Below are 24,911 nucleotides of genomic sequence, written 5' to 3'. Positions count from 1 at the left end.
GTACGTGTCGATAGCCATCGTTCCCCCCGGATCTCGGCTACTGCCGTTCATGCTGTCGATCTACTGCCGCCCTGTCCAGGGACGGGCGGTGATTGGCCGGGTGTGACTGCGGCCACGGTGCTGTCGTCCGGCCGGCCCTCGACCCCGGCGCGGGCCAGCGTCGCCGCCACCGTCGCCGCCGGATCACCCGTGATCACGACCGGGTCGCTGCGCCGCCACGCCCCGTCGGTGAGGACGACGAGCGTGCCCGGACCGTGGACGGCCGACCGCGCGTGCTCCGCGGCGGGAGCGCGGTCCAGCGCCAGCCACCGGGTCAGGGCGCGTCCCCGCGCGTGGTCGGCGGTGAGGAGCTGGACCGCGCCGTGGTCGGGCACCCAGCTCGCCCGCACGTCACCGATCCACGCCACGTCCGCGACGTGGCGCTGCCCGGCACCGGGACGGAGCACCGCCACGGTCAGCGCGGTCGCGGGCGGGTGGTCCCGGCCCGCCCGGCCGGCGGCCCGGCCCAGCCGGGTCACGACCGTCGACGCGGCCTGCATCGCCTCCTGCGCGCCACCCCCGGCGAGCAGGGTGGAACGGGCCCGCCGGACCGCGGCGCGCGCCGCGGCCTCGGAGCGCACGCCGGAGGACAGTCCGTCGGCGACGACCGCGTACCAGCGCCCGTCCGGGGTCCGCCCGACCGCGGCCGCGTCCTGGTTGACCGGACCGGTCAGGCCCCCGGTCGTCCGGGCGACTGCGGCCCCGTCGGCGCCGGTCTGCGCGACCGCGCCGCCGCCGTCGTCGCCGGGCAGGATCCCACCCGGGGTGGCCGGCCGCCCGGGGTCCGGGGGGACGGTGCCCGGGCCGAGAGCCGCCATCAACGCGCGGGCCTCCAGGATCGCGGCCCCGATCCGCAGCGCCCCGCCCGCGGTGCGGTCGATCTGGGCCTCCCGGGCGCGGGCATCGGCGCCGTGGTGGCGGCGGAGCGCGGCGAACGCGCGGTGGACGGCGGTCCGGTCGCGTCCGGTGCGCAGCGCCGCCCGCGCCGCGTGCATCTCCCGCCGCACGTCGCCGAGCTCGTCATGGGCCGCGGGCCGCACCGGGTCGGCGCCGGGCCGGCGCTCCAGCACCCGCTGGGCCGGGCGGAGCAGGCGGAGCACCTCGTGCGGGTCGGTGCCGGCCTCGGACGACACCCGGCCGGCCAGTTCGGTGGCCTCGGCCAGCGCGGCGAACGCCTGGGTGACGCCGTGCGCGGCGGCGTGGAGGGCACGCTCGGTGGTCTCGACCAGCTCGGCGACGGGGCCGGGCGGGCCGCGCGGCCCGGAGCGGGCCGCGGCCCGCAGCGCGGCGTCGTGGGCGCGCCGGGCCCGCACGAACAGCCGCTCGCTCAGCCGGGCCGACCTCAGGTGGTCGGCGAGCAGCTGCTTCAGGTCGAGCTCCGCCGCTCCGGCACCGCCGGCCGCCGCCCGGCCCGATCCTGCCTCGAGAGCGTGGCCGGCCCCGGCGGCGTGGCCGGTTCCCGGGCCGTGGCGCGACGGGCGGGCGGCCGGGCGCCGGATCCGGCCCTCGGCGTGCACCAGGGTGTACCCGGCCCCGCGCAGCCACGTCAGCACCAGGCCCAGGTCGTCGCGCAGCCCGTCGCCGGGGTGCCGGAACGCGCGGGTACCGGTGCGCAGCAGCTCCAGCAGCGCGTCGTGACCGCGCCGGGCCCCGCCGGCCTCGACCGAGGTACGGGTCAGCGGGTCGAGGGCGGACCCACCCGGCAGCGCCCGGGCGTCGTGCCGCAGCGCGTGGCGCAGCGAGGCCGGGGCGGACCGCCACCGGGCGACGGTGGTGGGCTGCGCCCGGTAGCCGGCACGGGCGTCGCCGGTGAGCACACCGGCGCCGGCCAGCTCGGTCAGCAGCCGCGACCACGGCCCGTCGCCGTAGCGGGCGGCCAGGTCGGCCGCGGTGCGTGCACCCGGCTCACCGGCCAGGGTGAGCAGCACCTCCAGCGCCGACCCGGCAGCTGCCGGTGCCGGGGAAGCCGGTGCGGCGCGGGCCGTGCGGATGGCGTCGCGCCACCGGGCCCGTTCCCGGGCGCGCTCGACGAACCGGCTGCGCGCGGCCGCACCGAGCTCGCCGGCGCGGTGCAGGACGGTGAGTGCGGCGACGGTCAGCGCCCGCTCCCGCGGGTCCAGGCCGTCCCGCGGCGTCCGGTCCTCGCCCAGGGCGTGGACCCGGTCCGGGAACAGCCGGACCATCTCGTGCAGCGGGTCGGCCTCGGCGTGCCGGGCGGCCTCGCGGGCCAGCCGGCCGTGGATGCCGATCAGGCGCTGCAGGGCGTGCTCGTACGCGCCCGGGTCGCCGGTGGCCAGTGCGAGCTCCCGCTGCACGGTCGCCAACCGGGTGGCCGGGCCGGCGAGGTGCTCGGCACGCATCGTCCGGCGCCGGTCGGCCTGCTCGAGCAGCCGGTCCCCCGGTGCCGGGAGCGCATCCCAGCCGGCGCCGGGCCCGGCGTCGGTGACGAGGCCGGCCAGCGCCCCGTGCCCGAGCCGTTCCAGCACCTGCTGGAGCAGCTCGACGGGGCCGGTCAGATCCTGCCGCCCGGCCCGGCCCAGCCCGTCCCGGTCCCGGACCCGCTCGAGCAGCCTGGCCAGCACCGGCAGCGCGTGGGCCACGACGACGACCTGCTGCTCCTCCCGGGCCGCCGCGGAGCGCCGTTCCTCCGCGGCCGCGGCGCGCAGCTGGGCGAGCACCGGCTCGGCGCCGGGGACCGTGGTGTCCGGCACCGGCTCCGCCGCCCGGGGTGCGGCCCTGGCCAGGACCCGCTCCAGCACGCCGGCGAGACGGTCGGCGAGGGCCGCCCGCTCGGCCGGGTCGCCGGGCAGGCCGCGCGGCTCACCGGCCGCGCCCAGCAGCGCGTCGAGCGCGTCCCGCAGGTGCTCGGCGGCGGCCACCGTCCGGTACCCGCCGGGCAGCATCGCACGCAGCCGCTCGTACCGGGATCCCGTGGCCGGGCCGTTCGGCGCGATCCGCAGGCGTCGCGTGCTCCGGTCGGCGTAGCGGTCCAGGCGGTGGTCGAGCCGGTCCCGCACCCGGTTCACGGCGACGACCAGGGCGAACGCGAGCGCGGCGCGCAGCGCCACCCAGCTCAGCGGCTCGCCGGGCTGCCAGGGTCGCAGCACCAGGTAGGCGGCGACGGCGCCGACCGGGCCGTCCAGCTTGAGCAGCTCGCTGCGCAGGTCGGCGTCCTTGAGCCCGAGCAGGTTGGTCCGCAGCCACCACACCACGAGCTGGGCTCGCAGGTCTCCGGTGGAGCGGACCGCCCGCGCGGCCCACACGCCGCCCCAGCGTCCGAGCCGGTCCATCACCCAGACCGCGACCACGTTGCCGGCGAGCGCGACCAGCGTGACCACGGCCAGGCCGGTGAGCCAGCCGACCAGGTCCGGCGCCGGCAGCCGGTAGGAGATCGCGATGGCGACCAGGCCGGTGGGGATGCCCCACACGACGCCCCAGACGGCGTTCGCCAGCCGCTTGAGACCGGTGTCCTTGGTCTGCAGTGCGGGGCCGAGCCCGGCCGCGACGGCGATCGTGATGACGGAGGCGACGGGGCTGCTGAACCAGGTCGTCACCAGGACCGCGGCGACGCCGGCGACGGCTGCCGTCAGCGCCGCGGACCGGGTCGCCAGCCAGCGCACGCGTGCCTCGGCGCCGCCGTGCGCGGCCTGCGCCAGCCGGCGGTGCACGCTGCGGTACACCATCAGCACGCTCACGGCTGCCGCGAGCAGCCGCGGCACGGCGGCCGCCGTGAACAGCCCCGCCACCCAGCCGGGGTGCATCCCGGCCAGCGTCCCGAGCGCGGCCGCGGGCAGGCTCGCCGCGGCGCCGACCCAGCGCGGCGGACCGCGGGCCGAACGGCCCCCGCGACCGGGCCGCAGGGCCACCACCGCGGCCGGAAGGACGAGCGCCGCCAGCACTCCGGGCAGGATCTGACCGGCTCCGATCAGCAGGCCGCCGACCGCCCCGCCGGCCAGGCCGCCGCCGGCCGCGAGCCAGGCCGCCCGGCGGGCCCCGGCCGTCACCGACGTGGCGCGGCTGGGACGGCGGACCGGCCGGTCCAGCCGCAGCCCGCGCGCGGCGGCCGTGACCCGGCCGATCACCCCGCCCCCGCGGGCGGCCCGCCGCAGCAGCCCCGCGGCCCCGGGCCGCCCCGGGCCGAGTCGGTCCAGGGCCGCCGCCAGCGCGGCCCGGCGGGCGGTCGCGGCCGCGTGCAGGGCGGCCGCCGTGGCTGCCACGTCCTGGCGGTCGCGCGGGTTGGCCCCGGCGATGTCACGGGCGGCCCGGGCCACGGCGTCCCGGAACGCCGCCGGGGCGAGCCTGCTGCCGACCCGGCCCCGCGGTGCGGTCGCGACGATCCGGCGCAGCGCCGCCGGGTGCAGGCCGACGGCGTCGGCGATCATCCGGGTGGGGTCGGTGCCCGCCGGCGCCCGCCGGTGCAACCGGGACAGCCGCGCCTGCTGCGCCGTGGTCAGTCCCTCGGCGACGAGGCTCCGCTGGCGGGCCAGCTCGTGCCGCCACCGGCCGACGTCGTGGGCGCGCCCGCCGAGCACCCAGGCCGCGTGCAGCACGGTGACGGTCGCGGCGGTCCGGGTGTGCACGGCGGCCTTCGCCCCGCCGAGGGCACGCAGGCCGGCCCGCGCCGTCCGTCCGGCCGCGGCCGTCGCGGCGCCCGCGGCGCGTGTCGCCGCTGCCCGGGTACCACCAGCGGCGCGCTCCGCCGCCACTCGTGCACCACCCGCGGCGCGCCTCGCCGCCGCTCGTGCACCATCCACGGCGCGCGTCGCCGCCACTCGTGCACTGCCCGCGGCGGCCGACGCGGAGCGCACGGCAGCCCGCAGGCCGGGGAGGGCCCGCGGGCCGGTGCCGCGGCCCGCCACGAGCCACCGCACCCACGGCAGGGTGGCGGCCACGAGTGCGATCGCGGTGAGTACCGGGACCCCGACGCGCAGCAGCGTCCACCACGGACCCCGCCCGGCCGGCTCGGTCACGCGCGGTCCGCCCGGCTCGGTCCCGCCCGGCGGAGCGTCCGAGGTGCTCGGGGCCGGAGTGGACGGGGCCGGCGTGCCCGGGCCGGGCGTGTCCGGAGCCGGATGCCGTGGTGGCTCCGGGCGCTCGGGACGCTGCGGGGCCGGCGGGGCGATCCGCCACCGCTCCCCCGGATAGATCAGGTCGAGGTCCCGGCCCTGCGCCGGGAAGCGGTCGAGCCGCTGGGCGTTCAGCCGGTAGAACTCCGACCAGGTCAGGCCGGCGCTGGTCGCGATCGCCCAGAGCGAGTCCCCGGGCCGGGTCCGCACCCACTCCCGGCCGGCCCCGAGCCGGCCGGAGCCCTCGGTGGGGGCCGCCGTGGCGTGCGCCGTCGGTCCGGCGGTCGGTGTCGCGAGCGACGCCGTACCGCGTGCCACCGGGCCCGTGCTCGACGCCCCGAGCAGTGCGGTCCCGCGGGCCGCCGGACCTGCCGTCGGCGCGCGAGCGGGCGAGCTCGCCCCCGGGCCGGCGGTCGGCGATCCGGCCACCCCGGCCACGGCGGACGTCCCGGCAGCCGGGCTTCCAGCGGTGAGGCCCGCCGCGGCGGGCGCCGTGCTCAGCAGAAGCACGACCGTCGCCCCGGACACGGCGATCGCCCGGCCCAGCCCGCGCAGCACCCGGCCCGGCAGACCGTCCGTCGCGGCGCCGGTGTATCCGGCCTGGTCGCGCGCCGTCGTCCGCCGGCTCGGCAGCGGGTGGTCGATCACCCCCCCGGCGAGCCGTTCCACCGTGCTCCGCCCGGCCGGCGGGCCGCGCGGCAGCCACGGTGCCCAGCGGCGTGGCCCGGCACCGCCCCGCGCGCCCGGGACGGCCGCGCCCCCGTGCCACCGCGACGGCGCGGCGCCCCCGGACGCGTGGCCGTCCGGTCCGCCCCCGGCCCCGCCGGCGGCACCGCTCACCGGACGGGGCGACGCGGGCGCCGTCCCCACGGTGCCGGCCGGGCCGCTCCCCGCCGTGCCGGCCGGTCCGGTCCCGCCCCGGCCCGTCGATCCGCGCCCGGTCCGGCCGGCCGGTTCGGTCCCGGCGGCCCCGGAGGCGGGGCGCCCGGGTGCCCCGGCGCGCGCGGCGACGCGCGCATCGAGCATCACCAGGGCGACCGCGCGACCACCCGGCCCGGTCCCCGGCATCGGGACCGGACCCGCCCCCGCGTGGGCCGCCAGGAGCGCGTCACCCACCGCAGCCGGGCCGGGGTCCCGGGCGCCGTCGAGCAGCACGCCGAGCCGGTCCAGCCCGGCCGCGTCCCGCAGGGCCGCCAGCTCGGGGGCGGTCACCGGCCGGGTGCCCTCCCGGCCGAGCGCGACCGCCAGCTCCTGGATGCCCCACTCCCGGGCCGCACCCAGGGAGGCCCGCCGGCCCGCCCGGTCGTCGACCGGTGACCGGCCCCCGGCCGGCGTGCCGGTGATCGTCCGCAGCGACCGGATCGTGGCCCGGCCGAGCCCGGCCTCGCGCAGCGTGCCGGTGTGCGCGGCGTGCACCTGCGCCACCGAGTGCAGCCCGGCCTCGATCAACCGGCCGTAGGTGCGGTCCCGGAGCGCGGCCGGCAGGGACTCCACCAGCTCCTCGACCCGGTTGGCGGGGTCGTGGAACAGCGCGCGCTCCAGCGGGTGCGCCTGCTGCTCGGCCGCGCGCAGCGCGTCCCGCACGGCCGCCCGGGCCGGCCCGGCCGGCCGGTCGTGCAGCGCCGCGGCCCGGACCTGGGCCTCGGTCCGCACGTGGCGGCCGGTCGGGCGCTGCCCGCCGGTCAGCGCGTCGTTGGCCGACTCCCGGGTCAGCTTCTGCACCACCACACCCGGGTTCGCCGGGTCGGTCCGCAGGAACCATCCCAGCTCCCCGACGGGCACATCCAGGCCGGCGGCGATCTCGGCCTCCGGCCGTCCCCGGGCGAACTCCAGCAGCGCGACCAGCTCGCGGTCGCGCAGCGTGCCGACGCGCAGCCGCTGCCAGCCGGGACGCCGGCCCTCCGCGGCGGCCCGGCCCGGGTCCCGCTGCCGGTCGTCCAGCATCTGCTGCGCGACCGTGAGCGTCGCCGACAGGCCCGCGGGATCGAGGCCGACCGCCTCGGCGAGCCGGGCGGTGCGCCCGATCGCCACCTCGGCCCGCGCCGCCTCGGCCAGCAGCAGCTCCGCGTCGGCGAGGTCGTGGTGGCGGGGCCGCAGCTCGCGGGCCGGGATCAGCTCGGCGATCTCGGCGTAGCCGGGCGCGGCCGGGTGGGTGGCCGGCAGGCCGCCTGCCTCGGCCGCCGCCACCAGCTGCTGCAGCCGCTCGTTCTGCTGGTCGTCCAGGCCCGGCACGCTGCGGCCGAGCCGGGCCCGGGCCAAAGCCTCCAGCGCGACGTTCGAGGTGTTGACGTCCACCAGGGCCGGCAGCGCGGCGCGCTGTGCCCGGGTCAGCCGGACGTTCCCCGGTCCGTCACGGCCGAGCCGCGCCGGGCCCGCCGGGCCGGCCGACGGCTCCCCGGCACGGGCGGCCGCGAACAGCCGCTCGGCCGTCGCGGCGGCACCCCCGGTGAGCTCGTCGACGACCCCCGCCCGCGTGGCCGCGCTGCCGACCCGCGTCTCCGCGTAGGTGAACTGCCCGTTCTCCAGTGGCCGGTCCTCGCCGGAGCGGTACAGCCGCGACACCCCGTACTGGCCGTCGCGCCCGGCCCGGCCCCGGGACTGCATCTCGGTGCGCAGAGAGCCGGGGTCGCCCAGGACGAGCATCTGCAGGCCACCGCCCTCGCGGTCGAGGCCGGCCCGGAACCGCTCGACCATCTCGCCGGCCATGGCCCGCACCTGGGCCCGGTCCAGGTCCGGGTGCCGGGGGCGAAGGAGCCGGTTCGCGACCCAGTCGGCGTCACCACCGAGCTTGATGTCGGTCCCGCGGCCGATCATGTGCGTGCTCACGGTCACCTGGCCCGGCATCCCGGCGAGGGCCACCGCCATGTCCTCGGTCGGGGCCAGGTGCTGCTCGGTGGTCAGCAGCCGGTGCCGGATGCCGTGCTCGTCGAGCAGCGCCGACACCTGGTGGGCCTCGGTCACCGAGCGGGCGTCGACGGCGACCGGCAGCCCCTCGGCGACGGCGCGCTGCACGTCCGCGAGCAGCCCGCGGTGCGCGTCGGCGACCGTGCGGAACGTCCGGGTCAGGTCGACCCGCCGGTGCGGGGTGTCCGGTTTGACGTGGACGACGCGCTTGCCCCAGTCCTCGGCGAACGCGGCCCGGCCGGCCGCTCCGCCGACGGTGCCGGTCGTCCCGGCGAACTCGGTGTCCCCGATGAAGTCGTGCAGGCTCAGGGCGTCCACGGTCCGGGTCGGACGGCCGACGCCGTCCGCGCCGAACTCGCGGAACTCCACGGCCTCCATCAGGCCCTGGTCCCAGCGGTGGCCGGGCATCGAGCGGCCCCGTGCCTGGTCGATCAGCAGCACCGCCGGGCGGCCGTCGAGTTCCCGGCCGACCACGTAGTCCTCCCCGCGACGGATCACCCACTTGGCGGCCAGGGCGTTCTGCACCCGGGTGCGCCGCGCCGCGTCGGCGTCGAGATCGACCCCGGCGTGCCGCTCCCCGCGCGGGCCGTGCCGCAGGGTCTCGACGCCGGCCCCGGTCAGCTCGATCCGGCCGCCGGTGGTGGTGAAGTGGCCGTCCGGGGTGTCCGCGGTGTGCGGGGTCAGCCGTTCGGCGAGGTTCTGGGCCAGGCCCAGGTCGCCGACCGGCCGGGTCGCGCCGGGCTCCGGGGCGGCGAGCCGGGCGTGGACCCGGGCCTGGTCGAGGTGCGTGTAGTCGATCTCGTCGAACAGCAGGAAGTCCGCCGGGCGCGGGGCGGTTCCCATCCCGTTGCGCCCCTCCAGCACGCGGAACCGGAGTGCGTCCAGGGTGGCGACGACCGCGTCGGCCCGGTCCGCGGCCTCCCTGGTCCACCTGCTCGCGGCGGGCGTCTCCCGCGCGGTCACCCTGCCGTGCGCGTCGAGCATCGGCCGGAGCATCCGGTACGCGCCGTCGATCAGGGCCTCGTTCGGGGTCACCCACTTCACGTGGTCGTGACGCAGCAGCACCCGCGCGCCGGCGGCCAGCGCGAGGCTGACCGTCTTGCCCTGGCCGGTCCACTGCTCGACGACCGCCCGGTCCCGGGCCATCGCCAGCGCACCGATCAGCTGGCCGGGCCGGGCCCGGGCGGGGCCGTTCCAGCCCCGCTTGCCGTGCAGCGGCGAGTCCGGGTGCTCCCGCAGCGTCCGGGCCAGGATGCCGATCATCGCCGGCATCGCGTCGTCCACCGTGCGGGTTCCGGCCCCGACCTCGTCCGCGAGGCGCCCGGCCTCGGTGGACAGGGCCGCCCGGATCTCGTCCCAGCCCTGCGCCCTGCGGCCCGTGGCCGAGCGCAGGGGCGCGCTCTCCGCCGTGCGCATGGCCGCCAGGTCGTGCCGGTACCGCCACCGGGTCAGGTGCCAGTACGGGGCCGTCCGTCCGGTCTCGCCGGCGGTGTGCTCCCGCCCGGCCACCGGGTCGTCGGCCTTCCCGGCCCGGTCGCCGGTTGTCCCGGCGACGCCGGAGTCGCCGGCCTCGGTGCGCGCGGCCTCGGCGCGCGACACCGCCTCCGCGGTCTCCGCCCGGACGCGTGCCGCGTCCACCTCGGCGTCGTACGTCGACTCCGCACGCGTGGTCGCGTGCGGTCCCGAGTCACCGGTGCGAGCACCGGTTTCGTGGGCCCCGGCCGTCCCGCCGGCCGTGCCCTCCCGTGTCGGATGCGCTGCCTGGTCGCCGTCCTTCCCGCCGGCCCCGTGGCCGGTCCCGGTCGTGCTGTCGGTGGTCGTGCTGTCGGTGGTCGTGGTCGGGTCCGTCGCGGCACCGGTCGTGCCGCGCCCCGGCGCGCCGGGCGCGCCGGCCTCGTCCGCGGCCGTGCCACGGACGGAACCGAGATCGTCCGTCCCTGCCGGGGGACCCTTGTTGTCCGGGGTCTCGCCGTGCTGGGAACCACCGCGGGGCGCGGTGTCCGCCACGGTGCCGTCGTGGGCCCGCGCCAGCGCCCTCGCGCGCGGGTCGGTGTAGGTGCCGGGCGGTGCCTGGGTGCCGCCGCTGCCGTCGGCGCGCCCGGCCTCCACCGCCTGGGCGTCCCGGCCGCTCGCCGGCGCGGCAGGCGGTGCGGGACGGGTCCCGTCCCGCCCCGGCCCGCCCCGGCCGGGCTCCTGCAGGGCGCTCCGGCCCGGGGTGCCGGCCCCGCGGGGAGCACCCGACCGGGCCTCGTCGCCGGGCCGGGCCGCGCCGGCGCGGGTGCCGGTCGGGGCGGGGGCCTCGGTCCCGGACTGCCCGGTCCGGGCGGTGCCGGTGCCGCTGCCCTGGCCGGCGCCGGTCGGGGGCTGGCCGGCGGGCCGGGTGTTGCCGGCGGACGGTTCGGCGCCCGGCCCGGGAGCGACCCGGGAGCCGGCCGGCGTCCCGCTTCCCTCGACCGGGCCGCGCGGGCGCGCGGAGCCGGCCCCCTCGGAGCCCTGGCCGGGGGCGACCCGCGAGCCCGCCGAGGTCCCGCCCCGGGTTCCGTCGGCCCGGGTTCCCGGCCGCGGCGACCCGGCCGCCGGCTCGGCGCCCCGACCCGGCACGGCCCGGGAGCCCACCGAGGCGCGCGTGGACCCCTCGGCCGAGGTCCGGGCCGGCTCCGCCCGCGAGGCCTCGCTTCGCGCCTGCGAGCGCGTCGGCTCCGTGCGCTCGCTCGGGCTCCCGGACCGTGCGGCCCCCGACGCCGGCTCCGCGGCCCGCCCGGGCGCCACCCGCGACCCGCCCGGTGCCCGGCTGCCCTCGACCGCGCCCCGCGACCGCGCCGCCTCGGCGCCGCGGCCCGGCACCGCCCGCGACCCGCCGGACGCCCGGCTGCCCTCGACCGCGCCGCGGGACCGGGACGAGCCGGACACCGGCTCGGTACCCCGGCCCGGGGTCGCCCGCGAGCCGCCCGGGGCGCGGGTGCCCTCGACCGAACCCCCGGTCCGCGACGACCGCGACGACGGCTCGGTGCCCCGGACCGGCACCGCCCGGGAGCCGGTCGTGGATCGGGTCCGGCTGCCCTCGGCCGAGGTCCGGGTCGGCTCGGTCCGGGAGGACTCGGGCCGTGCCGGGGACCGGGTCGGCCCGGTCCGCTCCGGTCGCTCGGTCGTGCGGCTCCGTGCCGGTTCCACCCGGGTCGTCTCGGGTGTCCCGGCCGCGGGGCGGCGCGGGACCTCGACGGGCCGCGGCGCCTCCATCCCGTTCACCACCTGGCGCGTGGTGCCGCCCTGCGCCGGGGCCGCCGCCGGGTCGCTCCCGGGCGGGCGGACGGGTGCGTCGGCGGGCCCGCCCGGCTCGGTGGCCCGGGACACCGTCCCCTCCGGACGGACCGCCGGCTCGGGGAGCGCGGTCGCTTCCGGACGGGTCGGCCCGTCGAGGAGCGCGGCCGGGTCGGTGGCACCGTCCGGGCGGGCCGGCGCGGCGGTCCCGGCGCGGGCCCGCCGGTTCGTGATGACGGACTTGCCCACGTTGAGCCCGGCCACCCCGGTGAGGACGCCGTTCTCGGCCAGGGTGATCCACGCCCGGGTCGTCTCCGCCGGACTCAGCTTGCCGCTGCTCAGCTGGTACACGGTGTCGCCCATGGCGTAGGCGCCCATCCCGCCGAGCGCGACGTTGCCAGTGATCTCGGCGCCGCGCCCGACCGCGATCGGTGTCGCGCTCCGGGCCAGCACCCGGGTCGCGGCCCCGCCGCCGGCGACGGCGCTCCCCGCGAGGTTGACCCATTCGAAGGCGGCCGCCTTGCTCTCCATCGGGTTGATCGTCTGGCCGTGCTGGGCGCGCTGGGTCAGGTGCACGGCCGACGTCCCCGCACCGACCGCCATCCCGCCGTAGATCAGACCCGTGCCGACGGGTGCCGCGACACCGGTCAGCACGAGCCCACCGCCGACGACCATGGCTCCGACGGAGACGACCTCGGCCGCGACGTCCCAGCCGGACGTCTCGTGGCCGTCCGCCGACCGGAGCGAGACCGGGCCGTCGGTGGAGTTGAACTCCTCCGGTACGACGAGCTCGTCGTCCGGCCGGAACTTCTCGTTGTGGTGCTGGTAGTCCTCCAGGTCCTCGTAGTGGGATCCGTCGGTGTCGACGATGGTGGTCCCGCCGTCCTCGTTCTCGACGAGGTAGACGGTGGAGAACCCGAACTCGCCGGTCTTGGCGTCCTTGTAGGCGAAGTTGCGCCGGTGCACCTCGCCGTCGCCGCCGTCCTCCTCGGACGCGGTCTCCAGCACCTTCCCGGCCGCTTCGGGCCCGAGCTGTGCCTCGAGCGCCTTCTCCAGCTCGGCGTCGTTCCCGGTGTCCCCGACCCGCTGGGCCCCGAACAGCCGGGTGCTCACGGCCTCGGGCGTGCCCTCGGCGGCGTACTCGGCGCGCCGGTCGGCCACGGTGCGGCCGCGGTAGCGCTCCACGGGCTCGCCGTAGCGGTCCAGGATCCCGGCCGCGGCCTCCTCGGAGGCACCCATCGAGTCGAAGTAGCCCGCCGGGCCTCCCCCGTGGTCCCGCCACGGCCCGGCGTTCTTCGCCGACCGCAGCGCGAAGTAGGTGTCCGAGGCGCCGGTGGACGGCAGCCGCAGGTCGTCGAGCCTGTTGGCGGCCGAGCGGGAGCCGGTGTCGTGCGCGGCCGTCGCGTAGCCGAGCTCGCCGAGCCGGCCGAGGGTCCGGATGCTCCCGGCGAGCTCGCGCTGGTCCGGGTCCCCGGACCGTTCCATCGCGGCGCCGAGCCCATCGGCGCGGGTCTGCAGGTCGTTCATGGCGCGCAGCCGGCCGGCCATGAGCGGGTCGCCGGAGCTGTCGGCGAACGCCTGGTCGTACCGGCGCAGCAGCGCCGTCCGCCCCGGCTCCGGCTTCGGTCCCTCGGGCAGCCGGCCCCGGACCTCCTCGATGAGGTCGTTCTCCGCGACGAGCGCCGCCCGCTCGTCGGTCAGGCTCGCGATCTCGGCCGGCGTCGTCGGCGCGCCGTTCTCGATCTGGGACATCCGGCTGCCGAGCACAGCCGTCCGCCGCTGGACGTCGTTGGTCCGCGGGATCAGGCTCAGCTGGGCGGTCTGCTGCGCCGCGGCCCGGGTCGCCTCCTCGCGGGTCGGGTTCGTGATCGGGTCGCCGTGCACGTCGAGCGGCTTGCCGTCCGATGTGGTCCCGTGCGGGACGCCGACGTGCGGGCCGAGCGCGGCCATCTCGCTGTCGTAGCTCGCCCGCCGGTTGCCGCTGATCTCGGCGAGCCGGCCGATCAGCGCCGGGTCCCCTGCCATCTCCTGGTTGTCCGCACTGATCGGACGGTGGCCGTCGATCGTGGGCGGCCCGCTGATCGAGGCCGCGCCCTCCACGGTGCGCCGGGCGATGTCGAAGTCGGTGACCAGCCGGCCGGCCTCGTCGATCTTCTTCAGCTCGGGCGCGAGCCGCTGCCGCTCGCCGTCGGTCATGCCGCCCTCGTTGGCCCGTTCGACGGCGTCCATGGCCCGGTCCAACCCGGGTTTGCGCCGGGCCACCTGGTCCAGGTCGTACTGGGCGTCACTGGCCGCGCCGCCGACGTCCAGCACGGCCAGGCCCTTGTCCAGTTCGGACAGGTTCAGCGACTCCTTGTACTGCTTCTGCTGCTCGGGGCTCAGCTGCTGGTAGGCCTGCGGCGAGAGCATCGGCAGCGTGCCGTCCCGCTGGTAGCGCTCCTTGTCGAGTTGCTTGAGCTGGTCGTCGACGGGGGTGTCCATCGGGGCCCGGCGGGCGTCCTTGTCCGTGATCAGGTTCAGCGACCCGTCCCGGTTGCTGCCGTACCAGCCGAGGTTCGTGCTGCCCCCGCCGGTGCACTCGCCGCCGCTACCCGGCTGGCAGCCCCGGCCGGAGTTGCGCCCGTCGGACGTCGGGTTCAGCAGGTACGCGCCGCCGCCGGTCTTCGTGCTGTTCTGGAAGTCACCCTTCGTGTTCGACGTCCAGCAGTTCTCGCCGTGGCAGAACGTGCCGCCGCCGGGCCCGTTGCGCTGCACGACCCCGCAGCCGGCCCCCTCGCACCGGCCGCGGTTGCCGTACGGGTCGGTCAGCTCGACGACGCCGCCCGCGCCCAGGTTCTCGACCGACCCGGTGCCGTGCGGGTTCGTCCCCTCTCCGGTGCCCAGCTCCTGGTGCAGCCGCACCGGCTGGTAGTTCCGCGGCGTCTGGTGCTGGCCGGCCGGCCGGGTCAGGTCACAGTGGCCCTCGCAGTCGAGCGTGCCTCCCTTGCCCTGTCCGTCCGGTGTGGTCACGCCGATGCCCCAGCCGGTGCCGAGCACGATCTCCGGCGGGAGGCCGCCGCCCTGGTTCAGGGCCGTCAGCTGCTCGTAGTCGCTGAACTCGTGCATCCACGCGCGACCGTCCTGCTTGAGTGTGTAGCCCTCCTTGAGCCGCACCGAGCCGCTCTGCCCGCCGGCGATGTCGTAGCGGCCGGGCTGGCCGTTCGGGCCGCGGGTCGTGATCGTGGTCAGCTGGTTCGCCGGGGAGCCGGCGGCGTTGCCCTCTGCCGTGAGCACGTCGCCCTCCGCCGACGTGAACTTCCCCTTGCCCTGGAACGTGATCGTCGCCGGGTTGCCGGCGCCGTCCCGCCCCGTGATGTCCCCGGACGCCCCCTCGACGACGAGGTGGTCCCGGCCGCTCTTCGGCGCGGCCGGCGTCGCGGTCGCGCCCCGGTACTCGCAGCCGCCGTTGCAGCTGGACCGGAACGGCGAGCCGGCCGGGTTGCTCAGCCGGTAGGTGTTCGTGTTGTTCGACGACGGCGCCGAGCGCGTGTAGGTGACGGTCTCGCCGGTGCGCCCGTCGGTGACCGAGCCGGATCCGGTGACCGTACCGGCCCCGTTGCCCTCGGCGTCCCGGTACAGCGACACGCCCTCCGAGCCGCTGACCCGGTCGGTCGTCCGCGCGCCCTGCTCGGTCGGCATGGAACCGTCGAAGCCGGTCTTCGGGTCGTAGCGGATCGTCTCGCCGGACTCGGTGCGCAGCATCGCGCCGTCCCGGCAGCCGTCGGCGCAGACCTCCGTCCTGACCTCGCCGCCCGCGGGCTTGACCTTCAGGACGCGGTTGCCCTCCTCGTCCGTGCTGCCCTCGACGCCGCGGGCCTTCTTGCCCATGTCCTCGATCGGGATGGGCTTGCCGTCCGGGCCCGTCCTGCCCTCCCGCGCCCGCTGCTGAGCGGCGGCGTGCTGCTGCTTCAGCGACGGCGCGGTCCGGGTGAACGTGTTCGACCCGCTCTGGGTGAAGTTCGCGCAGTTGCCGCTGCACGTGGCGCCACCGCCCCCGCCGGGGCCGGCCTTCGCATATGCCTGGACGCCGCAGCCGCCGTTGCCGCTGCCCGAGCAGGTGCCCTCCCCGTGGGCCTTCCACTGCCCGCCCGGCTCGTTCCAGGTCGGCGCGGTCGACGCCTGGTCGTCGGCCTCGGCGTGCGCGCTGTAGCTGCTCGAGCAGTTCGCGGCCCCGGAGCAGGATGCCGACGCGTTCGCGAACCCCGGACCGGCATCGGCCTGCGCCGACACCGACACCCCGCCGCCGCCCTGGCCACCACCACCGGAGCCGGACGCGCTCGCCCGCGCCCAGTTGGCCCCGTCCGACGCCGACGCCGAGGCCGACGCCGAGTACGAGTGGCTGCAGTTCGCGGCCCCGGAGCAGGACGCCGACGCGTTCGCGAACCCCGGACCGGCGTCGGCCTGCGCGGAGACCGACACCCCGCCGCCGCCCATGGCGCCGCCACCCGATCCGGATGCGCTCGCGGACGCCGTGTTCCCGCCGGAGGAGGCCGAGTCGCTCGCCGTGGCCGAGTAGGAGTGCCGGCAGCTGGTGCCCGCGCTCCCGGTGCAGGACGCCGCGGCCGACGCCGAGCCGTCCCCGGCCGTGGCCTGCGCCGAGGTCATCACCTGGCCGGCCCCGGTCGTCCCGCCGCCGTGCCCGTCCGCGGACGCCCGGGCCGCGCCGCCCCCGGCCGAGGCGGCGCTGCGCGCCCGGTAGCCGTGGGAGCAGCCCGAACCGGCGCTGCCCTGGCAGGCTGCGGCGGCCATCGCGGACCCACCGGTCGCCTCGGTGACCGCGCTGGTGGCGCACCAGCCGCTCCCGGAGCCTCCGCCGGAGCCGCAGCGGGCGTGCGCCGAGGCCGAGTTGCCGCCGGCCCCGGACGAGGAGCGGCTGTGAGCGGCGTAGTCGTGCCGGCAGGTGGACCCCGGCGAGCCGGCGCAGGCCGCCGACACCTCGGCCCCGGACGGGGAGGCGCCGACCCGGCTGCTCCCGCCGCAGGTCCCGTCCGCGGCGGCCGTGCAGCGGGTGGCCGAGCGGGCGGTGTGCGTGCCGGCGGTGCGGTCGGCCGCGGTGCCCTCGGTACGGGCCGCGCACCCGGTCCCGGAGCAGCGGGCGGTCACCTCGGCGGCGTGCTCGGCGGCGAACCCGCCGGTCTCGGAGCGGCAGCCCGGCGCGCCGCCGCCGCAGCGGGATGTCGCGACGGCGTGGCTGGTCCCGTCGCGTTCGGGCGCGGAGGCGGACCGGACGTCCGCGGCGATCGTCGACGGGTCGTCCGTGCCGACGGTGATGCTGCGGGTCGGGGCGCCGCAGCGCGCCGTCCCGGCCCGGCAGGCGCCCTCCGCCGACGCGGTCGTGGTGACGCCCGCGGCCCCCGTCACCGTGGTGGTCGCGTCGGTGCCGGCGGCGGCGCGGCAGCCGCCGGCCCGCCCGGTGCAGGTGGCGTGGCCGTCCGCGAGGGAGACGCTGGTCGGGTCGGTGGCGGCACCGTTGCCGGCGGCGGTGGTCGCGGGTGCGCCCGGCCCGGTGTCGCGGGAGTCGCCGGCCGCGTTCCGGTTCGCGCGGGCGGCGTCGCGGTCGCCGGCACGGGCCGTGTCGCGGTCGCCGGCACCGGCGGCGTCGCGGTCGCCGGTACGGGCGGTGTCGCGGTCGCCGGCGCGGGCGGTGTCGCGGTCGCCGGCGCGGGTGCCGCGCGCATCACGGTCGGCGGCCTCGCGGGCGTCGCGGGCAGTGCCGAGCGCTCGGCGGGCGCCCCCGTCGGCGCTCGCCGCGGCGCCCGAACCGGTCTCGATCCGGCCGCGGCAGGCGGCGTCCGGGCAGTCGATCTGCGCGCCGGCCTGGGTGGAGCCGGACCGGACCGGGCCCGCGCCGTCGGCGTCCGTTCCGGGCCGCCGGAGGTCGGTGGTCACGGCCGCGTCCGAGCCGGCCGCGCAGCCGCTCGGTCCGGCGGCGCAGCCGGCGCGGGCACGGGAGGTGCCGTGCCCGGCGACCCGGCCGCCGTCCGCCGGTGTGACGGTGCGGGCGTCGCCGGTGGTGGCCGTCCGGCAGCCGGAACCGGCGCACTGCCCGCCGGCCTGCGACGTGCTGCGGGTCGCCGGCGCGTCCGTGACCGGCGCCCTTGCGGCCTTGCGGGCCTCGGCCGCGGCGGTGCCGGCCTCCGCAGCCGCCCGGCGCGCCCGTCCTGCCTCGTCCTGTTCCTGCGCGGCGGCCCGGCGCTGGGCGGCGGTCGCGCCGGGGTCGTCCGCCGCCTCCGTGGCGGCGGCCGCCTCCGCGCGGGCGTCCCGGGCGTCGCGGCGGGCCTGCTCGGCCCGCGCGTCGGCCCGTGCGGCCTGGTCGCGTCGCTGCAGCGCGACGGTGTCCGCCACGACCTGGCCCGCGCCCGCGGTCGACCCGGTCTGGGCGCGGCATCCGCTGCTGGTGGTGGTGCACGTGCTGCTGGAGCTCGCCTCACCGGCCGGGGGGCCGCGGGCACCGTTGGCCTCGGTCCTCGCGTTCGGGTCGCCGTCGCCGGCCGCGGAGCTGCGGACGGTCCCGGCGCAACGACCCTCACCGCCGGGGCAGTCCAGTGTGGCCGAGGCGTTCGTCCAGCTGGAGGCGCCGGCCACGGTGGGCGCGACGTTGGCGCCCGCGCCCGGCGAACCCCCCGGGACCGTCGGCACGGTTCCCTTCGGCTGCTCGCCGGACGCCCGGCGCTCGTCCCGGCCGTGGCCGCCGCCGGTGGTGCCGGTCTCCCCGTCGCCGGCGGAGCGGACGGTCGCGTTGTCGCTGGAGGGGGCCGTGACCAACGGGGAGATCACCGAGGCGTCGGGGCTCGCCGAGGCGCCGGAGTTCGTGACCGCCCGGCAGGTCCCGGTCGCGCCGTCGCAGGAGCCGGAGCCGTGGGAGCCGCGCGGAGTCGGCGCGACGTCCGGGTCGGTGCCGTCGGCGGCGCTCCGGACCCGGCCGGTGCAGGGCGTGTCGCCGGAGCAGGTCAGCGCGGCGCCGGCAGCGGACGCGGCCGACGGGCCCTTGCGGGCGCCCTTCCCGGCGGCCTTCTCGGCGTCGGTGCCGGACAGCGCCCGCGCGGCGCCGGGCCCGGTCGACGCGACCGAGGTCGTCCGTGGCGCGCACTCGCCCCCGCCGCCGGTGCACGAGGCCCGCCCGGTGCTGGTCCTCGGGGCGCCGGTGGCGGGGTCGTGGCTGGTCGCGGTGCTGGTGGCGGTGCCGGAGCACCGGGTCCCGGCCGCGCACTCCACCCGCGCCGAGGACGTCGAGACCGCGGACGGGCCGGCGTTCGCCCGCTCCTGGCCCGGCAGCGTCTGCTCCGGCCCGGAGGAGGCGGACGAGGTGGTCGAGGCCTGGCAGCCACCGCCGGTGACCTCGCACGTGCCACCGCCTGATGTGGACTTCGGGCGGCCACCGTCGACGGCAGCGTCCGCGCCGGTGGCTCGGCTGTGGACCTCGCCGGAGCAGGCCGCCGATCCCGAGGGGCAGTCCACCTCGCCCGACGCGTGCGACACGCTGACCAGCCCGCCGGTCGCTGCCGGCCTGGTGCCGGCCGCGCGGGCGGACGCCGGTGTGCCGACACCGGTCGACGACTCCGAGGTCGTCGAGCATCCCCCACCGCGGGTCCGGCAGTCCGACGAGCCGGTCGAGGTCTTCGCCACCGCCGGGGTGACCTTCCCGGTCCGCGGGTCGACGGTGCGGTCGCCGGCGCCGGTGCCGGACGTACTGGACGACCCGGTGCCGGTGCACCCGCGCGTACCGGCCGAGCAGTCCACCGTGGCCGAGGCACGGCTCGTGGTGTCCGCGTTCGGCGCACCGGCCTGCGTGGCGTCCTCAGCGGAGTCGTCGCCGGCGGCGAGCACCGACGTTCCCCAAAGGGTCGCCGCGGGGCCGGCGTGGTCGCCTGGGTGCGGCGGACGGCTGTCCGATGTGCTCGTTGCGGTGCAGCGCCCGGCCTCCGCGGTGCACCGCGAGGAGCCCGTGGTCTCCCGGGTCACCGGCACCGCCCGGGCCCCGGACTCCCGCGACCCCGCCGCACGGGTGTCGACCGACCCGGAGCCGGTGCACCCGGCCCGCCCGGCACAGTCCACCGTGGCCTCGGCCTCGCCGTGTCCGAACTGCTCGGTGGTCGTCGCGTCGGCCGGCCACCGACCCGCGGTGCGCGGCGCGTCCTGCCGGGGTGCGCTCACGACGGCACCGGACCGGGCCTGGCAGGCGCCCCCGGACACCGTGCACCGCGCCGATCCGGAGCCGTCCTGCCGGGCGGCCCCACCCGCCGCGGCTCCGGCCGGCGCGCTGTCCCCCGGGGTGGCCCGAGCGCGGCCGCGCCCGGCAGGCTGTGCGCTGCCCGGTCCCGCAGGCGATGCGTCGGCATCTGCGGCGGACCGTGGGCCGCCCAGCGCGGCCGCTGCGCCCGCGCCGGCACGCCGGGGCCCGGACGTGCTGCGGTGGTCGCCGGCGCTGCTGGTCGCCTCGCCGGTGCAGGGACGGGCGCCGGCGCACGTCACCTCCCCGTGCGCCTGGGCCGGAGTCCCTTCCCCGCCGGGTCGGACGACGCTCGTGGTCGTGCTGCAGCGGCCCTCGCAGTGCGCGGCCGCCTCGCCCCGGCCGCGCGGTCGTTCCGCCTCGGCCTGGCCGGGCGGCGCCGGACGGGCCGCGGCCGCCCGGGAGTCGCAGCGCCCGCCGGACGAGCACCACGACCCGGCGCCGGTCCCGCTCACCGAGCTCCCGAGCTGGCAGTCGCCGCCGGTGGTCGCGCAGCGCGCCGAGGACCCGGTGCCCGGGCCGGCCCCGGCCCGGGTGTCGCAGCCCGGCGCCGCCCCGGTCAGCGTGCAGGACGCCGAAGCCGTCCGGTCACCGGAGTCCACGGACACCGCACAGGAGGAGATCCCGGCGAGGGCGCGACAGCTGTCGGTGCCGTCGGTGCTGTCGATGCCGACCGTGCCGTCGGTGCTGTCGGTGCTGTCGGTGCCGTCGGTGCCGTCGGTGCCGTCGGCGCTGACCGCACCGGCGGCCGGGCCGTCCGCGCCCGCGTCGGCGCCGTTCGCGCCGTCGAGGCTGCCGCCCGCTCCCGCCGTGTCGCCGCTGCTGTCGCCCTCGGACTGCGCACCCACCGCACGGGCCTCGCACGAGGCGAACACGCCGCTGGTGGCGCAGCCCGCCCCGGTCCCGTCCTCGATCGGCACGGCCGTGTCGTGCCCCGTCTCCGCGGCCAGCTCGTCGGTCGCGTCGTAGACCCGCTCGGCACGCCGCTCGTACGCGGCCCGGTGCGCGGCATAGGTGTCGCGGTCGAGCGTGCCGGCCTCGACCTGCTTCCGCTCCGCGGCCAGCTCGGCCTGCTCGCGGTCCAGCTGCTGGTGGCCGTCCACCACCTCGTCGACCTGTGCGGCGCGGTCCGGCGAGAGGGTCGCGGCGTCGGCGTCGACGCGCTCCTCCAGCTTCCGCTGCTCGGCAACATGCCTGCGATAGGTGGCCCGCTCGAGGGTGCCGGCCTCGACCTCGCGCTTGTCCTTCTTCAGCGACTCGCGGCCCTGGGCGACCTCGATCCGCCCCTGCAACACCCGATCGGTCTGCTCGGGCGAGTCGTCGTAGTAGTGGTCGTAGTAGTCGTTGTCGTACTCGGCGGTCCGGTCCACACCGGATATGGCATAGCCCTCTTCGGGGTCCGGCGCGTCGGTTCCGTGCCAGCTGCGCTCGCGGTCCGGGACGGTCCAGTCGTGGCCCTCCGGAGGCCCTCGGCCGCTCACCGTCTCCCACTTGCCGCTGACCAGGTGCGACGATCCGTTGCAGCCGACCCGTCCCGACCCGCACCCGGAGCCGATCGGAACCAGCGCCGCGTCCTCCAGCAGATCCGTGAGCGGACCCGGGCCGCCGGCACCACCACCGGAGCCGCCGTCGGAGACCGTGCCGGGACCGCGTTCCGCGGAACGCGACGGGAAGGAGAGCGGCGGCAGGACCGACCCGGACCCGGTGTCCCTGACCTGCCGGGACGGCCCGGAGGGCGGTGCGGACAGCACGTGCTGGGCCACGGACAGCCCGGCGTCGACCACCTTCGCGGCGAACCGCACGACCGCGCGGCCGGGACCGCCCTCCGGCAGCGCGTCCCGGACCTGCTCCAGGGCGGCGTTGGTGGACGTGCGCACCTGCCGGAGCGCCCGGCTCGCGTCCTCGTCCCCGCTCCCGGCGGCCCGGACACCGGGGGCCAGCTCGTCGACGAGTTCCACGGCCTCGCCCGGGACGCCACCGGCACCCCGGTCACCGGCATACCTCGAGGCGACCTCGCGGACGCCGTCGGCGTCCGGTAGCAGGCGGCCGATCCGCTCGCCGGACGTCAGCGTGTCCAGGTCGCGAGCCACCCGGCTCACCGGGCCGTCGGCGCGACCGTCGTCGCCGACGTCCGGACCGTCTCCGGTGTGGACGGCGGAGCGCCACGCCCGCAGCGCATCCGCCCGATCCGTGCCCGGCCGGTCGCCGTCGGTCCGGGTGCTCGCCTGCTCGATCAGCCCACGCCACACCTCGGCGCGCTCGGAGTCCCGCCCGTCGCCATCGGCCCGGATGCCAGCCCGCTCGATCAGCCAGCGCAACACCCGCGCCCGATCCGGCCGGTCGTCGTCCGACCGGGTGGCGCCCTGCTCGATCAACCCGCGCAACACCCGTGCCCGATCCGGGCGGTCATCACCGGCCGGGGTGCCGGCCTGCTCGATCAGCCAGCGCAACACCCGCGCCCGATCCGGCCGGTCATCACCGGACCGGAGGCCCGCCTGCTCGATCAGCCCGTTCAGCAGTCGCGCCCGATCCGGCCCGTCGCCGTCCGTCCGGGAGCCGGCCGGCTCGGTGAGGCCCCGCAGCACGCTCCTCAGCGCGGTCACGTCATCGGTGGTCGACCGGCCGGGCAGCGACCGGCCGACCGCGGCCCGCACCGACCGCTCGATCTCCCGGGCGTCCGGCTGTCGCGCCGGCCGGCCGGTGTCCCCGCCGGCGATCGTGCGCACGACGGCCCGTGCCAGGGAGGCGCGCTCCGCCTCGGACAGCCGGGCCGCGCGCGACCCGGCCGGGGCACCGTCGGCGCGGGCGCTCTCGGTGGTGGCGCGGTCCGCAGCCGGGTGGTCGGTCGTCGCCCGGTCGGAGAGCGCGCGCACCACCGCGCGGTGGGCATTCGCCATCTCGACCCGCTCGGCGCGGGAACGGCTTCCGGCCGCGCCGCGGGTCGGGTCGGCGTCCTCCCGGTCGTACCCGGCGGCCTGCTCCACGGCCTCCCGGAGCGCCACCGCAGCCGCCCGACGAGTCGCCTCGTGCCGGTCGGTTGCACGGTCGCCGGCGTCGGCACCGCCGGCCGCGCGGCGCTCGGACCGGAGTTCGCGCTGCACGGCCTCCTGGAGCGACGCCACCGCGGCCGCCCGCCGGGCCGCCTCGTGCCGGCCGGTCGCACGGTCGCCGGCGTCGGCACCGCCGGCCGCGCGGCGCTCGGACCGGAGTTCGCGCTGCACGGCCTCCCGGACGTCGGCGCGGATCGCGCGGGACAGCTCCCGGGCCGGGAAGGTGCCCGGCCGCGCGAGCTCGTCCGGATCCGGCAACCGGAACGTCGAGCCGGCATCCGCGAGGACCGCCCGGATCTGACGCCCGGCCGGCACGGAGCTCGCGGTGTCGCGGCGCGACGCACCGGAGGCGTCGGTGTCCTCGGTCGAACGGTCTGTTCGCTCGGCGCGGCCGGCCCGGGTGTCCGGCTCGGCGGCTGCGCGGCGTGCGGAGTGATCACCGTCCAACGAGTCCGGGGCGGGGGACGACGAGTCGGGGGCCGGACGGCGAGTGGCGTTCCCGTCGGCCCGGTCGGCCGGACGCGAGCCGTCCGTCTCCCCGGCGTCCGCCCGCACCGCGTTCCCGATCATGCGGCGGGTGTCGCGCACCGCCGCGTCGGTGATGCCGTCCGTCTCGGCGGCGACGACCGCGCGCACATCGTTCGAGATCTGCTTCCGCACCGCCGCGCCGGTCCCGTCGGACGACCCGTTCCGATCGAGCGAGTCGAGGACCGCCTTTTTCACCTTCGAACGGATCTGCTCGGCGGACTTCCCGGACTCGACCGGCTTCCGGTCCGTATCCGATTTCCGGGTCGCCGAGTCCCCCGCCGATTCGGCCGGGACGGGGCTCCGGACGGTGTCGTGGCCGGAACCGCTTCCGGAGCTCTGCGCGTGCGACCCGCCGCGGTTCTCGGACCGCGATTCATCAGCCTTCCGAGATACCGACGATCCGGATTCCGACTTCCGCGTGCGGAGTTCGCGATCCGAGCCGTCCGGCCGATTCTGGCCGGCCCGCGCAGATACCGTCCGCGGCGTCCCGGAATCGGCCCTCTTCGACGAGCCGGTCTCCGAGTCACCTGTCGGATCGCCGCCCCGGTCACCGTCGGAGTTCCCGTCCGATTTTCCGGAGCGGGCGGAACGCTCGGGCTTCGGAGCCTCGGAACGGTCCGACCTGTCGTCGGACTTGGCTTCCCCGGACTTCCCCTTCGACTCCGCCGACTTCTCCCGCGAGGCGCCGCCCGACTTCTCCGGCTTCCGCTCGGAAGCCTTTGAGGCCGACTTCTCACCGGACTGCTTCTGTGCAGTGGACTTGCCGTCGGTTTTCTTTCCCTCGGACTTCTTGCCCTCGGACCTCTTATCGTCGGACGGCTCATTGCCGTCGGACGACTTCTTCCCGTCGGACTTCTTGTTCCCGTCCGACTTTCCGGACTTCGTGTCCGACCCCTTCGATTCCTTCTCCTCGGCGATCGTCCGCACCAGCGCGGACGACTCCCCCACCGGCGCCGGGCCGGCACCGGCCCACCAGACGAGCACGGAGCCGCCGAGCACGAGGCACAGCGTGACGGCCGCGCGCAGCACGATGGGCAGCGCGGTGCCGAGGCACCGCCTGCCGATCGTCGCCGTCGCGGCCATCCGGGATCACTCCGTCCGAGCGGGAGAGCGCGGCGGGAGGACCGGGGTCCGGCCACATCTCACGCCGCGGGGAACGCGGGAATGTCGAGGAAGAGTGCGCTGGCCGGCCGCGGTAGACGTCACGCAGGGGCTGTGCCGAGCCGCCGGACGATACGGGCGGCACGCACGTGCGCTGCAGGTGGCGGACGGTGTGCGCGGGTCGTCAGCGCATCCCTTCCGGCTACCCGGGGAAGGACGGTACAGATCTTGAGCGGGCCGTGTCCAGGGCACCGGGCATCCCGATCGTTCTGCCGAGGCCGGCCGCGCCCCCGAGCCGCCGCCGTCGCCGGACGGTCCGGGCCGTGGCCGGGCCGGATCCACACCCGGCCGTCGGCCCGCCCGTGGCTGCGGATCTCCGCGCACCGCGCCGTGCACTCCGCCGCCGACGACGTCCAGTTCCGTCACCGCCCGCGCGCGATCTCACCGCTGCACGCAGCAACGGGAACCCGCCGCCTGCGACGTATTCCGAACCGCCAGGGCCACGCAGCCGGTGCCGCGCGAAGAACGGTGGTGCGCCGATTATCGGCCCGCACCGGAAAGCGGAACCGGACGTGGCGCGCCGGAGCCGCAACAGAAACCGGCTTTCGAGGCCCCCGTGCCGATCGCGCCCTCCACGATCGGGCGATCACACGCCGCCAGTGTCGCGTCCTCAGCCGGCTCGCGCCGAGAACGCAC

Annotated in this window: 2 protein-coding genes; one reads left to right on the top strand and one right to left on the bottom strand. The window is 78.3% G+C overall.

Annotated elements, in window-relative coordinates:
• Nucleotides 1-47 precede the first annotated feature (47 nt).
• Nucleotides 48-23,222 carry a DUF4781 domain-containing protein gene (locus H7X46_RS12510; protein ID WP_186359568.1) on the bottom strand — a complete coding sequence of 7,725 codons (23,175 nt, stop codon included), beginning with the start codon at nucleotides 23,220-23,222 and terminating at the stop codon, nucleotides 48-50.
• Between H7X46_RS12510 and H7X46_RS12505 the strand changes: the two genes are divergently transcribed.
• Entirely contained in the window at nucleotides 23,164-24,447 is a 1,284-nt protein-coding gene (locus H7X46_RS12505; protein WP_186359567.1) for a hypothetical protein, read from the top strand. The genes H7X46_RS12510 and H7X46_RS12505 overlap by 59 nt on opposite strands.
• Nucleotides 24,448-24,911 lie beyond the last annotated feature (464 nt).

Origin of the sequence: Pseudonocardia sp. C8 (assembly GCF_014267175.1) — a bacterium.
Classification (GTDB): domain Bacteria; phylum Actinomycetota; class Actinomycetes; order Mycobacteriales; family Pseudonocardiaceae; genus Pseudonocardia.
Note: the sequence above shows the minus strand (reverse complement) of the source record. Positions and strands in the feature narration are given on the sequence as shown.